The sequence below is a fragment of the Streptomyces sp. GC420 genome (assembly GCF_009916105.1).
In the GTDB taxonomy this organism is placed as follows: Bacteria; Actinomycetota; Actinomycetes; order Streptomycetales; family Streptomycetaceae; genus Streptomyces.
In genome coordinates this window covers 1-14,562 of record NZ_JAAAXQ010000203.1, presented here as the reverse complement: position 1 = coordinate 14,562, position 14,562 = coordinate 1, and the positions used below count along the sequence as shown (strand labels likewise).

Annotated in this window: 9 protein-coding genes; 8 read left to right on the top strand and 1 reads right to left on the bottom strand. The window is 73.1% G+C overall.

All coding sequences use genetic code 11. From position 1 onward, the window contains the following. The 3 genes from GUY61_RS23205 to GUY61_RS23195 all read left to right on the top strand — a co-directional run. On the top strand, positions 1–375 hold a 375-nt coding region (locus GUY61_RS23205), incomplete at its 5' end, for a hypothetical protein (RefSeq protein ID WP_208106348.1). A gap of 308 nt (positions 376–683) precedes the next feature. Further along, complete coding sequence (locus tag GUY61_RS23200; protein ID WP_166632169.1) at positions 684–3,992, top strand: right-handed parallel beta-helix repeat-containing protein; 3,309 nt, start codon at positions 684–686, stop codon at positions 3,990–3,992. Positions 3,993–4,081: 89 nt separating this feature from the next. Beyond that, complete coding sequence (locus GUY61_RS23195; RefSeq protein WP_166632168.1) at positions 4,082–5,272, top strand: S8 family serine peptidase; 1,191 nt, start codon at positions 4,082–4,084, stop codon at positions 5,270–5,272. A 686-nt stretch (positions 5,273–5,958) separates the two neighbouring features. On the opposite strand, the gene eccCa is transcribed toward GUY61_RS23195, so the two are convergent. After that, positions 5,959–9,933, bottom strand: a complete 3,975-nt coding sequence (gene eccCa, locus GUY61_RS23190) for a type VII secretion protein EccCa (RefSeq protein WP_166632167.1) — start codon at positions 9,931–9,933, stop codon at positions 5,959–5,961. Between the two features lie 189 nt (positions 9,934–10,122). Here eccCa and eccD point away from each other — a divergent pair, with 189 nt between their 5' ends. From eccD to GUY61_RS23165, 5 genes are all read left to right on the top strand, one after another. Continuing rightward, on the top strand, positions 10,123–11,529 hold the full coding sequence (gene eccD, locus GUY61_RS23185) for a type VII secretion integral membrane protein EccD (protein ID WP_166632166.1): 1,407 nt from the start codon (positions 10,123–10,125) through the stop codon (positions 11,527–11,529). 12 nt (positions 11,530–11,541) lie between these two features. Then, entirely contained in the window at positions 11,542–13,023 is a 1,482-nt protein-coding gene (gene eccB / locus GUY61_RS23180) for a type VII secretion protein EccB (RefSeq protein ID WP_166632165.1), read from the top strand. A gap of 194 nt (positions 13,024–13,217) precedes the next feature. Beyond that, positions 13,218–13,574 (top strand): hypothetical protein, encoded by a 357-nt coding sequence (locus GUY61_RS23175; protein WP_166632164.1) that lies wholly within the window; start codon positions 13,218–13,220, stop codon positions 13,572–13,574. A gap of 82 nt (positions 13,575–13,656) precedes the next feature. Next, entirely contained in the window at positions 13,657–13,986 is a 330-nt protein-coding gene (locus GUY61_RS23170; protein ID WP_166632163.1) for a WXG100 family type VII secretion target, read from the top strand. Between the two features lie 81 nt (positions 13,987–14,067). Next, on the top strand, positions 14,068–14,538 hold the full coding sequence (locus tag GUY61_RS23165) for a type VII secretion system-associated protein (protein ID WP_166632162.1): 471 nt from the start codon (positions 14,068–14,070) through the stop codon (positions 14,536–14,538). Positions 14,539–14,562 lie beyond the last annotated feature (24 nt).

Sequence of the window (14,562 nt, the reverse complement as noted above, 5' to 3'; positions counted from 1 at the left end):
CCCTGGGACTGGATGCTGCTTGCCGAGCTGCAACTCGCCGACAGTGAAGAGTTCTCTTCGTCCGACGGGGTGGACATCCATTCCGGCCCCGGCTGGGCCACGCTTACCGTCGACGAGCGATACTCGACAAGCGCCGACGACCAGGCCACGGAACTTCTCGGGCTCCTCGGCCCCCGCAAGCCGGTGCTCGACGGGCCACGGAAAGCGGGAATGTCGGTGAAGATCGATGTGTCAGGCGTTGCCGAGTCAGGATCGGGACTGCACATCTCGCCAGACGTTCTTGCAGGTCTTGCAGAGCTGGGGATCCCTCTCACCTTTACGACGGTCCGGGCATCCGGGGAGGACGAGGAAGACCCACTCGCCTGGCTCGACTGAACTCCAACCACGTGGCGTCGGTTCCCGGAAAGAGTCCGGCGTTCGGCCGACCGGGAGCCTCCGGACGCGGACGGAAGGGTGACGGGTCAATCCCCGAAGAACTTCCGGAGCCGACGCCGAAACGGGTGCTCACCACCGGCGCCCTGTCGGGGCCCCGCGGACGACTGCGCAAGAGGCGGTCGCGCCAAGGACGGCGGTGGCGTGCCCACGGCCCCAACAGGCATGATGAGTACGTCAGTTCCACCCGCCCCGGTAGCGCGCGGACGCTGTGCAGCGCAACGGCGCCGGGGCGCCCGGGAGGTCAGAACGTGTCACGCCAGCTGCTCACCGTCGCGCCGGACGGGACGGGCGACTGCCGCACCGTCTCCGAGGCTCTCCGCGTGGCCCGCACCGGTGCCGTGATCAGCATCGCTCCCGGGCGCTACGAAGAGAGCATCACGCTCGCCACCTCCCTGACGCTGACCAGCACGGAGGGCCGCGGAACCGTGGAGCTGGCCCCGCCGCGGGGCTCGGCACTGACCCTGGCCTGCGACTCGGCCAAGGTGACCTCCCTCGTGCTGCGGGGCGGCGATGACCAGTTGCCTGTGGTGGACGTCCCGCGTGGGCAGCTCCTGCTCGACCGGTGCGACGTGTACGGCGCCTCCTGGGCGGCGCTGTTCGCCCGGGGCGCCGGCTCGCTGGCGGTCCGTCAGTGCCGGATCGAGAACCCCAAGGGCGCCGGAGTCGTCACCACGTCGGCGGTGGAGAGCCTCCTGGAGGAGTGCGTCGTCGAGCACCTGGGCACATCCGCCGTCGTCGCCGGCGAGCAGGGCAGGCTCTCGGTGCGCGCGGGCAGCCTCCGCGACGCGCGCGGCAACGGCGTCCTCGCCAACGGCCGTGCCCAGGTGCTGGTGGAGGAGTGCGCGATCTCCGCCGCCGACAAGCCCGGGATCGCCGCGGAGGAGGGGAGCACGGTCACCGTGGCGCGCTCCAGCGTGACGGATTCGATGGTGGGCGTCTTCGTGAGCACCTCCGGCGCGGCCGTCCTGGAGGACGTGACCGTACGGAACACCACCGGGCACGGGCTCGTGGTCGGTGCCGGCTCTTCTCCGACCGTTCGCCGCTGCCGTACGGAGCGGACGGCGGGGCACGGGCTGCTGGTGACGGAGCGCAGCCGCGGGACGTTCGAGGAGTGCGTGTTCGTCGCCGCCCGGGACTCCTCGATCCGCGTCACCGGCTTCTCGTCCCCGGTGCTCACGGGGACCTCGGTCCGTGAGGCCGAGGGGACCGGAGTGCTGCTGGAGGAGGACTGCGCCGCGGAGATCGACCGGCTGGAGGTGACCGGCAGCGGCGGGAGCGGTGTCCTGATCCGCGCGCGTGCCAACCCGCTGCTGCGGCGCACCACCGTGGCGCGCTCCGCGGGGCACGGGGTGGAGGTCCTGGCGGACGGCCGCGGGCGGCTGGAGGACTGCCTGATCGAGGAGTGCGAGGGCGTGGGGCTCCACGTGTCAGGTCACGCGAACCTCTACGTCGGGCAGGGCCGGGTGCGGGCCGCGAAGGGGGCCGGCGTGCAGGTGGGCGCTCTGGGCTCGGTGACCCTGCGGGACACCGAGGTGAGTGACTGCCCGGCCGTGGGCGTCCGGGTCGACGAGCAGGGCGAGCTGGCGGCGGCCCGATCGCGGGTGCGGGACGCGGGCGAGCACGGAGTGCTGGTCGCGGCGGGTGCCAGGGCGTCCCTGAACTCCTGCGAGGTGACCGGTTCGGCCGGCGACGGAGTCCGGGTGGCGGGTCCGGATCCGGTGTCGGTGATCGGCTGCACGCTTCGGGACAACCGGGGCAGCGGACTGCGCCAGTCCGTACCGGGCGACCGGCTCGCGGTGGAGCGGCTGACGAGCACCGGCAACGGCGCCCCGGACGCCTGGGGCAGCGCCGCCGACGCGGAGGCGGCCGGCGACGGCCGGCTGCCGGGCGGGGCGGCCTTCGTGACCGCGTCCGGTGCGGGCCCGGAGAGCGGCGCGGTGGCGGAGCTGCAGTCCCTGATCGGCCTCGACGACGTCAAGGACCAGGTCCTGACGCTGATCAACCTGAACCGCGTGGCGCAGCGCCGGGCCGGTCTGGGCATGCCGGCGCCGCCGATGAGCCGGCACCTGGTCTTCGCGGGCCCTCCGGGCACCGGCAAGACCACCGTGGCCCGCCTCTATGGTTCGATCCTCGCCGAACTCGGGGTGCTGCGCTCGGGCCATCTGGTGGAGGTCTCACGGGCCGATCTCGTCGCACAGATCGTGGGCGGGACGGCGATCAAGACGACCGAGACCTTCAACAGGGCGCTCGGCGGGGTGCTGTTCATCGACGAGGCGTACACGCTGCTGTCGGACTCCGCCGGCTCGGGGGCGGACTTCGGCCGGGAGGCGATCGACACGCTGGTCAAACTGATGGAGGACCACCGCGAGGACATCGTGGTGGTGGCGGCCGGCTATCCCAGGGAGATGACGGACTTCCTCGCCTCGAACCCGGGTCTGGCCTCGCGGTTCACCCGCAGCGTGGAGTTCTCCGACTACACCTCGGAGGAGCTGGTCACCATCGTGGAGCGGATGTGCTCCGCACACCGGTACGAGCTGGACGGGCCGGCCCGTTCGGCCCTGCGCACGCACTTCGAGCGGATGCCCCGTGACGCCGGATTCGGCAACGGGCGCACCGCGCGGAAGGTCTTCGAGGAGATGGTGGACCGGCAGGCGTCCCGGCTGGCCGCACGCGGCGATGTCGGCGAGCGCGATCTGGCCGTGCTGACCGCCGAGGACGTGGCTCCCGCCCCGGCCGCCGCGAGCGCGGGCGGCCAGGACCCGCTGCTGCGCCTGGACGCGCTGACCGGTCTGGCCGCGGTCAAGCGCGAGGTGAGCGACCTCGTCAATCTGCTGGTGACGGCGCGGCGCCGGGCCGCGGCGGGGCTGCCGGCCCCCCGGATCAGCAACCACCTCGTCTTCGCCGGCCCGCCCGGGACCGGGAAGACCACGGTGGCCCGTCTGTACGGCGAGCTGCTGGCCTCTTTGGGCGTGCTCCCGCGCGGGCAGTTGGTGGAGGTGGCCCGGGCCGACCTGGTGGGCCGGTACGTCGGGCACACGGCACAGCTGACCAAGGAGGTCTTCCAGCGCGCCCTCGGTGGTGTCCTCTTCGTCGACGAGGCGTACACGCTGACGCCGCGGACGTCCGGCTCCTCCTCGGACTTCGGTCAGGAGGCGGTGGACACGCTGCTGAAACTCATGGAGGACCACCGTGACGAGGTGGTGGTGATCGTGGCCGGATACACGGAGGAGATGGTCCGCTTCCTCAACTCCAACCCGGGGCTGGCCTCGCGGTTCACCCGGCACATCGAGTTCCCGGACTACTCCTCGGACGAACTGGTCACCATCGTGCGCCGGCACGCGGCCGACAACGGCTACGAGTGCGCCCCGGGTGCGGCGTCGGCGCTGCGGACGTACTTCGAGGCGATCCCGCGTGGCCGCGCCTTCGGAAACGCCCGTCTCGCGCGCCAGACGCTTGAGACCATGATGACCCGTCAGGCACGTCGGCTCAGCGACGTAGCGGCGCCGAGCCTGGACGATCTGCGGCTGCTGCTGCCCGACGACCTGCCGGAGCGCTGAGCCCGGGGCCCGTGCCCCGCGGTGCCCGGTCCGACCGACCGACGACAAGCCCCGCCCCGCCGGGCGGCGGCCCGAACCGAGGACGTCCCATGCGTCGCCGTACCCGTCTGCTGCTGAGTGTCACCGCCCTCGTGGCGCTGGCCGGACCGGCGCCCGTCGCGGTGGCGGGAACCGCCGAGGACGGCGGCACCACGCTGCCGGGCATGCCTGACCGGCTCGGGGACGGCCAGGGCTGCACGTCCGTACGGGGCAAGGACACGGCGGCGGCTCCGTGGACCCGGGGCACCCTGGGGCTGGACCAGGTCTGGCGTCTGTCGCGCGGGCGCGGAGTGACGGTGGCGGTGGTCGGCACCGGGGTGAGTGACGAGCCGGCCGTGCTCGCGGGCCGGGTGCGGGCACTGGGCGCGGCGGGGAAGGACTGTGTGGGCCGGGGTACCTTCCAGGCGGGTCTGGTCGCCGGGGCGTCGATCCCCGGCCAGGGCTTCTCCGGGGTGGCTCCGGACGCGCGGATCCTGGCCGTGCGCGGTACCGGGGAGCGGGGCGATCCGGACACGGGCCGACTGGCGGCCGGGGTGCGGAAGGCCGCCGAGGCCGGTGCGGACGTCATCACGGTGGCCGCGCCCCTGGACGGCTCCGACCGGCGGGTGCGCGAGGCGATGGCCGCGGCGCGCGCGCAGGACGCCCTGGTGATCGTGCCGGCGGCGGCGGACGGCCCGCCGCCGGGGCTGTCCGAGGCACCGGCCGCGCCCGTGGCCCCCACGCAGGCGCTGGCGGTGCTCGACACCGGGCCGCAGGGCACGCGGGCGGACTCCGCACCGGCCTACAGGCACGCCGACCTGTCCGCCCCGGGGAGTGCCCTGGTGGGGCCCGGCCCGGTGGGTGACGGCAAGTGGACCGCGTCGGGTTCCTCGCTGGCCGCGGCGATCACCGCGGGCACCGCTGCCCTGGTGCGCGCGTACCATCCCGGCCTGAGCGCCGCCGAGGTGCGCGAGCGGCTGCTGGCAGGCGCGTATCCGGGGGATCTGCCCGCACTCGACCCGTACGGGGCGGTCGCCGGGGTCGCCCCCGGCAAGGCTCCGGCGGCGGCCGCGGACCGGGACCCGGTCCGCCTGCCCGAGCGGCCGGAGACGGCGGGAGCGCGGTCGACCGCCTATCTCGTGACGGCCGTCGCGGCGGGGACGATCCTGCTCGTGTCCGTCCTCGCAGTGGTCCTGCCCCGGGGCCGGGCCCGCCGCTGGCGCCCGGGACGGCTCGACGCCGAAGGTCGGCCGCTCGCCTGACGGCGTGGTTCCCGCCGCGGGGGCCTCCCGCCCGGCTCCGCTCCGGAAGGGCTCTTCCCGAGCCGGGTCTTCCGGGCATCAGGGTGTGCGCGAGGCGGCTCCCCCGCCATGCCGCGCGCGTGCCCGTGACGGTCACCGGACCGGCTGGGAGGCAGGACCGCCTCGTGGCTCCGCCGGGCGACCGCCCGCACGCCGACCGCCGCACGGGCGAGGACGGCTGCAGGCCCCGTGCCCGGCCCCTCGCGCCATCCGCCCGACGCGGCTCGTGCTGTGGGCCGGTGTCCCCGCCGGGCGTGGTGCCGCCGCGGGCTCCGCCGCGCAGCGAGGCCGGACGGGTGCTTGCGGGTGTCGCCGGCCATGGGAAGGGCCGCCAGGCGGGTGACGGCCGAGCCCCGCACCGCCTGCGGGCTCGAAGGCCGCGGTCGGCGGGGGCCCGGCGATCGCGGGCGGCTTCGCGGGACCGGTACCGCCGGGGGACACGTCCAGGGCGTGTTTCGAAAGTCGCGTCGTCCGCCCGCAGGGCGGGGCTGGGGGGCGTCCGGTGCGTGCGATCGCAAGGCGGAGGAAGGAGAGCGCAGCGGGCTGCGCCGACGACCGACAACGCCGCGTGGGGGTGCCTCCCGCGCCCGGAGGGCCACGGGGGAGTGCCGGACGCCCCCAGCCGGACGGGACTTTCAAAACATGCCCTAACCCTGCCCGGCCGTCTCCTCCGCGGGCTCGGGCAGGGCGAGGTGGACCAGCCGGGTCTTGCGGCGGACGACGCTCTGGGCCCGGCCGGGCGGCAGGATACGCGGCTTGACGCCGTCGACGATGTGCCCCTCCGACGGCGGGCAGGACAGCAGCAGCGCCGACGAGTTGACCTCGGTCATCCTGCGCACGAGCGGGTCCGCCCGGCCGGCGCCGCTGGAGGCGCGGGCGACGATCATGTGCAGGCCGACCTCGAAGCCGAGCGGCAGGTGGCCGAGCAGTGGTTCGAAGGGGTTCTCGAAGGGTGAGCCGACCATCTCGTAGTCGTCGACGAACACGAAGAGGCGCGGCCCGTTCCACCAGTCCGCGCGGCGCATCCGCGCCGGGGAGATGTCCTCCCCGGGGAGCCGGTCGGCCATCGCGCGGGCCGCGCCGTCCACGTACTCGCGCAGCGGGTCCGCGGAGACGGCGTGCCCGAGCCGGTACTCCTCCGGGATGGCCTCGACGAGTGTCCGGCGGTAGTCCACCACCAGGAAACTCGCCTCGTCGGGGCTGTGGGTCGCCATGATCCGCTGGGCCAGGAGCTTGAGAGCGCTGGTCTTGCCGCTCTCCGTGTCACCGACCAGGTAGAGGTGCGGACTCTGGCCGAAGTCGTGCCAGACGGGGGCGAGTTCCGCCTCGTCGAGGCCGATCGCCACCCGCAGCGGCTGCTCGGAGGCGGGAAGCGCGGCGGCGGGCAGGCGGGCGGGAAGCATCCGCACCGCAGGTGCCGGTGGGGCGTCCCAGCTCTCCGCGACGGCCTCGACGAGGTCGGCGAGCGCCTCCGACAGGTCCTCGGTCCGCTCCTGCCCGTCGATGCGGGGCAGGGCGGTGAGGAAGTGCATCTTGTCGGGGCTGAGGCCGCGACCGGGCGAGGTGGGTACGGTGCCGGCCTTGCGGATGTCGATGGCGGAGTCCATGGGGTCGCCCATCCGCAGTTCGAGCCGTGTGCCGATCTGATCGCGCAGGGAGGCGGAGACCTCCACCCAGCGCGAGGTGGCGATCACGAGGTGGACCCCGTAGTTCAGGCCGCGGGAGGCCAGTTCGCCGAAGACGCCGAGGTCGTCGAAGAGGTCGTTGCGCACCGTGGACCATCCGTCCACGACGAGGAAGACGTCCCCGAACGGCTCGTCGGCGAACTCGCCCGCCGCGCGCCGCCTGCGATAGGCGGACATCGAGTCGATGCCCTCCTTCTGGAAGAACAGCTCGCGCCGGTTGAGGAGCGACGTGACCTCCGCGAGGGTTCGGGACGTCCGCTCGCGGTCCAGACGGCCGGCGACCCCGCCGACGTGCGGCAGACCCGCGAGCGAGGAGAGGCCGCCGCCGCCGAAGTCCAGGCAGTAGAACTGCACTTCGCGCGGGGAGTGGGTGAGGGCCAGGGAGCAGATCAGCGTGCGCAGCAGGGTGCTCTTGCCGCTCTGCGGTCCGCCCGCGACGGCGACGTGGCCTCCGGCACCGGAGAGGTCGACGGTGAGCAGGTCCCGTACCTGCTCGAAGGGGCGGTCCACGACGCCGACCGGAACCCGGAGCCGTCCGCGGTCCGCGAAGCCCGCCGCGGTGAGCCCGAAGCGGGGGTCCGGGGTCAGCGGCGGCAGGAGGGAGTCGAGGCCGGGCGGGGTGTCCAGCGGGGGCAGCCACACCTGGTGGGCGGGCGGTCCGCTGTCACGAAGCCGGTCCAGGGCCAGGCCGAGCAGGCTCCCCTCGGCTTCCGGTTCGCTCTGCGGGACGGGGTCGGGAGCGGCCGGCAGAGTGTGGGGCACCACCCACTCGGTTCCCCAGGAGACCACCTGCCGGGCGATCTGCTCGCGGTGGGCGCCCCGGCGGGGAGCCCGGTACGTGCCGGACACGTAGGCGGCGCGGAAGCGGGTCAGGGCCTCGACGCCGCTCTTGAGGTAGCCGCTGCCCGGCTGCGAGGGCAGGTGGTAGGCATCGGGGACGCCGAGGACGCCGCGGCTCTCGATGGCGGAGAACGTGCGCAGGCCTATGCGGTAGGAGAGGTGGCCCTCCAGCTGGTTCATGCGGCCCTCCTCGAGCCGCTGGGAGGCGAGCAGCATGTGCACCCCGAGCGACCGGCCGAGCCGGCCGATCATGATGAACAGTTCCATGAAGTCGCGGTGGGCGGCCAGCAGTTCGCTGAACTCGTCGACGACGACGAACAGGCTGGGCAGCGGCGCCAGCGGAGTCCCGGCGGCGCGGGCCCGCTCGTACTCCAGGACGGAGGCGTAGTTGCCGGCCCTGCGCAGCAGTTCCTGACGGCGGATGAGTTCGCCGTGCAGGGCGTCCTGCATCCGGCCGACGAGGGCGACCTCGTCGGCGAGGTTGGTGATCACGGCGGAGGTGTGCGGCAGCTCGTCCATGCCGAGGAAGGTGGCGCCGCCCTTGAAGTCGACGAGGACGAGGTTGAGCGTCTCGGAGGAGTGGGTGAGCGCCAGACCGAGGACGAGGGTGCGCAGCAGCTCGCTCTTGCCGGATCCGGTGGCGCCGATCAGCATGCCGTGCGGGCCCATGCCGCCCTGCGCGGATTCCTTGATGTCGAGTTCGACGGGCGTGCCGTCCTCGCCGACGGCGATGGGTACCCGCAGCCGCCCACGCCCCTCGACGGGGTGGCGCCAGAGCCGGGCGGGCTCGTGCCGCCGCAGGTCGGGGATGCCGAGCAGGGTGGTCAGCTCCGTGTCGGTGACGAAGGGCTCCGATGCGGCGGCGACACCACCGAGGCGGTACGGGGAGAGCCGCGCCGCCAGGGTGCGGGCGGCGGCCGGGCCGAGGCCGTCGGGGCGGCCGAGCAGGGTGACCTGCTCCTTGCGTTCCCTGTCGGTACGGACGAGGTGCAGCCCTTCCTGATCGAGGCGGAGCCGCAGAGTGCCCCGGGCGGCCTTCCACGCGAGGGACCCGCCGAGGTCCACAAGCACGGTGTTGCGGTAGCCGGGCCCGGTGACGCGGTGCCCGGAGGGGACGGCTCCGCCGTCGACCACGACGAGGGTGAAGGGTTCGTCCCGCCCCGGCGGGGTGTCCGGGTCGAAGGGCGGGCGCTGCGTGAAGTCGGCGCCCAGCAGTTCCTCCAGTGCCTGGAAGTCCGCCGCGGCGAGCCGGGCCTGTCCGGCGCCGTCCCGCTGGTAGGCGTGCTGGGAGTGGGGCAGCCACTTGAGCCATTCCCACTCGGCGCGCCGCTCGTCGCTCACGCAGAGCGCGATGTTCAGCTCCTCCGGCGCGTGGAAGGCGGCCAGTTGGGCGATCATGGCCCGCAGCAGCGCCCGGCCCCGTTGCCCGCCCTCGCCCTCCTCTCGTATCACCACCCGCGACCAGGCACGCAGGTACAGGGCGATGGGCTGGCCGGGCACGGTGCCGTAGGCCCGGATGAAGCTGCGCAGCGCGTGCGCGGACAGCGGTTCGAGGTCCTCCACCGGCTTGGTGGACAGGGGCGCGAGCCGCATGGCGAGCTTCTGGTCGCCGACCGCCACCCGCACCTCGGCGAAGTCGTCGTCGGAGGGCCGTCGCTCCCATTGCCTGCTGGTGCCGGTCACCGCCCACAGGCTGCCGGGCGCCGGGTGGCGCCAGACCAGGGCCTTCTGCTGGGCGGCCACGGTGGAGCGGATCCTGCGGCGCATCTGGGCCAGATACCGGAGGTAGTCACGCCGCACGCCCTTGAGCTTCCGTTTCCGTTCACCGGCGGTGCGGATGAGCTGCGCGACGATCATCGCCACCGAGGACAGCAGCATCAGCCCGATGGCGATGTAGCTGAAGGCGGTGGCCTGGCCCGGGCGCAGGAACATCATGAGCATGGCCAGCGAGGTGAGGCCCATCGGCAGGTACGTCCACATGGCGGACGTGTTCGGTTCTGCCTCCGGCAGCGTGGGCGGCTCCTGGAGGGCAAGCTCTCCGTCGGGCATGTCGGGACCGCGCCTGCGGGCCGGCCGGCGGAACAGAACGGTGCTCACGCTGGGTGTCTCCTCGGGCTCGGCACGTCCGGTTCCCCGCCCGCGAGAAGTGCCGCGGGAGGCGGAACCCCCTACTCGCGCCGGGTGCTGACGGACAGTCATGGGGCGCCTGTGACCTGATGTGTGGTCACGGTAGTGTGCACTGAATCCCTCCGGTACCCCGGCCCCTGGATAGGTGCTGTACCTGCCATGACTGAAACATCGGGCATATCGAGCCCCGGTCTGTGCCGACTCACGGTGAAGACGCCTCAGCGCGTGCTCGACCTCGCGGTGCCGGTCGACGTCCCGCTGGCCGACCTGCTTCCGACCCTCCTGGAGCACGCCGGTGAGGAACTCCCGGAGCAGGGGATCGAGCACGAGGGCTGGGTCCTGCAGCGCCTCGGCGAGGACCCGCTGGACGAGGAGAGCACGCCCGAGGGGCTGTCCCTGCGAGACGGGGAGATGCTCCATCTGCGGCCGCGCACGGAGCGGTTGCCCGCGATCCACTTCGACGACCTGGTGGACGGCGTCGCGGGCAGCATGCGCGACCGCCCCCACGGCTGGGACGGCCGCACCGGCCGCCGGATGCTGCGCGCCACCGCCGTACTGCTGCTCGCGGCCGGCTGGGTGGTGTGCGCCCTGCCGGGCGGTGCGGGACCGGCCCCGGCCGCCGTCGCCGGCATCACGGGGCTGCTGGTTCTCTTCGGTGCCGCGGCGGCCTCGCGCGCGGTCGGCGACTCGGCCGCGGGAGCCGCGCTCGGGGTCTTCGTACCGCTCTACCTGGCGCTGGCCGGTGCCCTGCTCCCGGTCGGCGAGGCGGACGGCGGGGGGCAGCTGGGCGGCGCCCGCCTGCTGGCCGCGTCCGCCGCGGCCGCGGGCGGCTCGGTCCTGGCCGTGGCCGCGGTGGCGGCCTTCGTCCCGCTGCTGCTGTCGGTGGCGGTGATCGCCCTGGCCGGGGCGGTGTGGGGGGCGCTGATGCTCACGCTGGACGTGGGAATCGGGCCCGCGGCGAGCGTGGTGGCCGTGCTCGCCGTCGCCGTCGGCGGCCTTGTCCCCGGCCTGTCCTTCCGGCTGTCCGGGTTGCGGTTGCCCGTCCTGCCCTCCAACGCGGAGGAGCTGCAGGAGGGCATCGACCCGCACCCGCACGGGCATGTCGTCGACCGCACCGCACTGGCCGAGGAGTGGATGACCGCCCTGTACGGGGCGGTCGGCCTGGTCTGCGCCGCCGTGCTCACCGCACTGCTCCTCGACGACCCGGACACCGCGGCCCAGGTCACCTCCTGGGTGCTCTGCATGCTCCTGCTGCTGCACTCCCGGGGCATCGGCCATGTCTGGCAGCGCCCGGCGGTCTTCCTGCCCGGCCTGTACGGCCTCGTCCTCGCCGCACTGTCCGAGGCGGCCGGACTCTCCCCGGAGGAACGGCCGTTCGTGCTGGTCGCACTGCTCGCCCTGGCGGGTGTCGCGGCGGTCATGTCCTGGACGGTGCCCGGCCGCCGGCTCCTGCCCCACTGGGGCCGGGCCGGTGACATCCTGCAGACCTGTACGGCGGTGGCGCTGATCCCGCTGGCCCTGTGGGTACTCGGCGTCTACGGCGACATGCGCGCCGTGTCCGGCTGACGGGGGCACGCCATGCAGTCCAGGAAGGACCAGGTACAGGCCCACATGTTCGTCATGGGCCGGCTCACCAGCGGCATGCTGCGCCATGACCCGGACGCTCCGGAGAGCCCCGTCGGCCGCACCAACCGCGGACTGGCCTGGGGCATCGGCCTCGGCGTGGTACTCGTCGTCGGTTTCCTGCTGTTCGGGCTGATCTCCCCGGCCGGCACCAAGTCCTGGCGCACGGCGAACGCGCTGATCGTGCAGAAGGACACCGGCACGCGCTACCTGTACCTCGACGGCCGGCTGCGCCCGGTGCGCAACTACGCCTCCGCCCGCCTCATCTCCGGCAGCCGGCTGGGCACCGTCACGGTCTCCGCCGCCTCCCTGAGCGGCGAGGCGCACGGCACCCCCGTCGGCATCCCGGGCGCCCCGGACTCACTGCCCGCCCCCGGCGACCTGGAGAAGGGCGCCTGGCAGGTCTGTGCCGACGAACCGCGGCGCACCGGTCCGGACGGCAGCAGCCGCAAGGCCCGTACCTCGCTGCGCATCGGCGCGGCGACCGGCGGCGCGTTCCCCGGAAGACGGTGGGCCCTGCTCGTCGCGGGCCCGGACGGCACCAGGCACCTGCTGTGGGGCGATCACCGGCTGCGGATCGGCGGGCACGGGGCCCCGCAGTCGCTCGGCTACTCCGGAGCCGTCCCGACCCCGGTCTCGGCCGCCTTCCTGGACAGCCTGCCCGCGGGTGCCGACCTGGTGGCCCCCGAGGTCGAGGACCGCGGCACGGCCGCGGGGACCGTCGGCGGCGTGAAGGCCCGGGTGGGCCAGGTCTTCGCGCTGTCCTCCCCCGGCGCCGCCGAGCAGTACTTCCTGCTGGAGAAGGCCGGGCTGCGCCCGCTCACTCCGCTGGCGGCCGCCCTCGTCCTCGGTGACGACCGCACCGCGGAGCAGGCGTACGCGGGCAGGACCGCGAAGCCGCTGGCGCTCACCGCCGAGGAGCTGACCCGTCGGCAGGCCGCCGCGGGGAAGACCACGGCGGACCCGGCGGACTGGCCCGACCGCGCGCCGGGCGTGCGGGCCGTCGCCGCCGGCTCGGCGCTGTGCGCCCAGGTCCAGCCTGAGGGCACCGCCCCCCGGGTCCGTCTGGCGCTGGTGCGGGAGACCGGGAACCTCCCCTCACCGGCCGCCGGTCCCGAGATCGCCCGGGCGTGCCTGCCGGTGGACGCGGTCGCGGTCCGTCCCGGCGGCGGCGTGCTGGCGCAGGCGCTCGGGGCCGGAGGCGGGGTACGCGGAACGACGACGTACCTGGTCACCGATGTGGGCGTGAAGTACCGGCTGCCGGACGCCACCGCGGTGGAGCGGCTGGGGCTGAAGGGCGGGCATGCCCAGGCCGTGCCGTCCAGGCTGCTGGACATGCTGCCCACAGGACCGCGACTGGACGTCGCGACCGCGACGGGTCGTCAACCCGCTTCGATGGCAAGTGTGTTGGAGTCGAACGAGTCGAACTGCGGCTGATCGCGGCCCGGTTCTCCCGCAGCCTCTCGGCTCCCGCAGGTCACACCGGGCGGCCGAACATCAGATGTAGCTCAAATGACACCGGAGTTCGTTGCACCAGCCACTCAGCGCTCCCTAGCATCAGCGCCACGTGGACGAGTGCTCGACTCACGCTCGTCAGTTCTCATTGCCGCGCGCCAGACAAGGAACCCGCCATGGCGACTCCGCCTCCCGGTAACACCCAGAGTTCGAACCAGAGTGAGAACCAGCGTGGCTACAACGCCCTCTTCCAGGCCAGGGACGGAGTGACGAGGGCTCAGAACGACGTGAAGACCGTCATGGAGGGCCTCATCAGGGCCTACGGCGGCGCCGACGGCGCGGCCTTCCAGAGCCTGCTCAACGAGTGGAGCGGCCGGGTGGACGTGATCACCAGGAGCATGGGCGAGATGATGCAGACGCTGACGGAGACGGGGCAGGCGCAGGCCCGTACCCAGGCCGAGATCAACGACTTCATCGAGGCGGCCAGGCGCACGTCGATCTCCCAGAGCACCCAGAACAGGCTCAACCCCTGAGCCGGCTGCCCCTCGCCCCACCTCTCCGATCAGCTCTCGCCAGCCTGCCGTCTCTCATCAGCCGCCGTCCGAGGAGCCCTTCATGCCCGACTTCTACGCCGACAAGACCGACGGTGTCATCCACGTCGAGTACCAGCACGTCGACCGCGCCGCCGAGGACATGCGGATGCAGACCCGGGCGATCCAGAACACCGTCGCCGCGCTCAACGAGGAACTGGCCGGCCTCCGCGGCGCCTGGCAGGGCGCGGACGCCACCGTCTACGGGCAGAAGCAGGACGAGTGGAACGGCGCCTCGGAAAGCCTCAGCACCATTCTGCAGAGCCACAGCGCCCTGCTGAACCAGATCAGCGAGATCTACAAGCGGCACGAGAACCTGAGCGCCGACCAGTGGTCCAACGTGCGCGTCCGCTGACCCTGACGCCGACAGCGCCACCGGCGACGGCCGGTGGCGCCGGGGCATCCCCACCCGCGCCCGCCGTCCGGGAGAGAGACCGTGGCCGAAGAGATCGATCTGTCCCATCTCGACAAGGATCACCTGGAGAAGTTCAGGAAGGACGATGTCCACGGGATCGCGGCGTTCATCAGGCAACTGGAGATCCTGACGAGCACCGCGCCCGGCACGGGCGCGAACACCACCATGGTTCTGCTCTCCAGATCACTGGAGAACCCGGCAGACCCCTTCGCCGTCAGTCGCCCGCAGTTCGGGAGGCTGGCGCAGAACGACGACAAGGAAGAGACACCGGTCAACGCCACACCGTTCATCAAGTACCTGACGTCGTGCTCCGGCTCCCTCGCGAAGATCCTGTCCTCCCAGAAGACCCTTTTCACGGAGATCGACGACGAGCTGATCAAAACCGTCAAGGACATGGGTGAAGCCCAGAACGAGAGCCTGGACGACATCAAGGGCCAGGATTTCCTCGACGACTGGAAAGACGTCGGCAACGCCTTGACGCCGAAGACCTGAACCGCCCGCCCCGCCGAAGACCAC

Bases quoted from the DNA above. Each gene is read 5' to 3' on its own strand.
- GUY61_RS23170 (WP_166632163.1), top strand. From the start codon at position 13,657: ATGCCCGACTTCTACGCCGACAAGACCGACGGTGTCATCCACGTCGAG.
- eccB (WP_166632165.1), top strand. From the start codon at position 11,542: ATGCAGTCCAGGAAGGACCAGGTACAGGCCCACATGTTCGTCATGGGC.
- GUY61_RS23195 (WP_166632168.1), top strand. From the start codon at position 4,082: ATGCGTCGCCGTACCCGTCTGCTGCTGAGTGTCACCGCCCTCGTGGCG.
- GUY61_RS23175 (WP_166632164.1), top strand. From the start codon at position 13,218: ATGGCGACTCCGCCTCCCGGTAACACCCAGAGTTCGAACCAGAGTGAG.
- eccD (WP_166632166.1), top strand. From the start codon at position 10,123: ATGACTGAAACATCGGGCATATCGAGCCCCGGTCTGTGCCGACTCACG.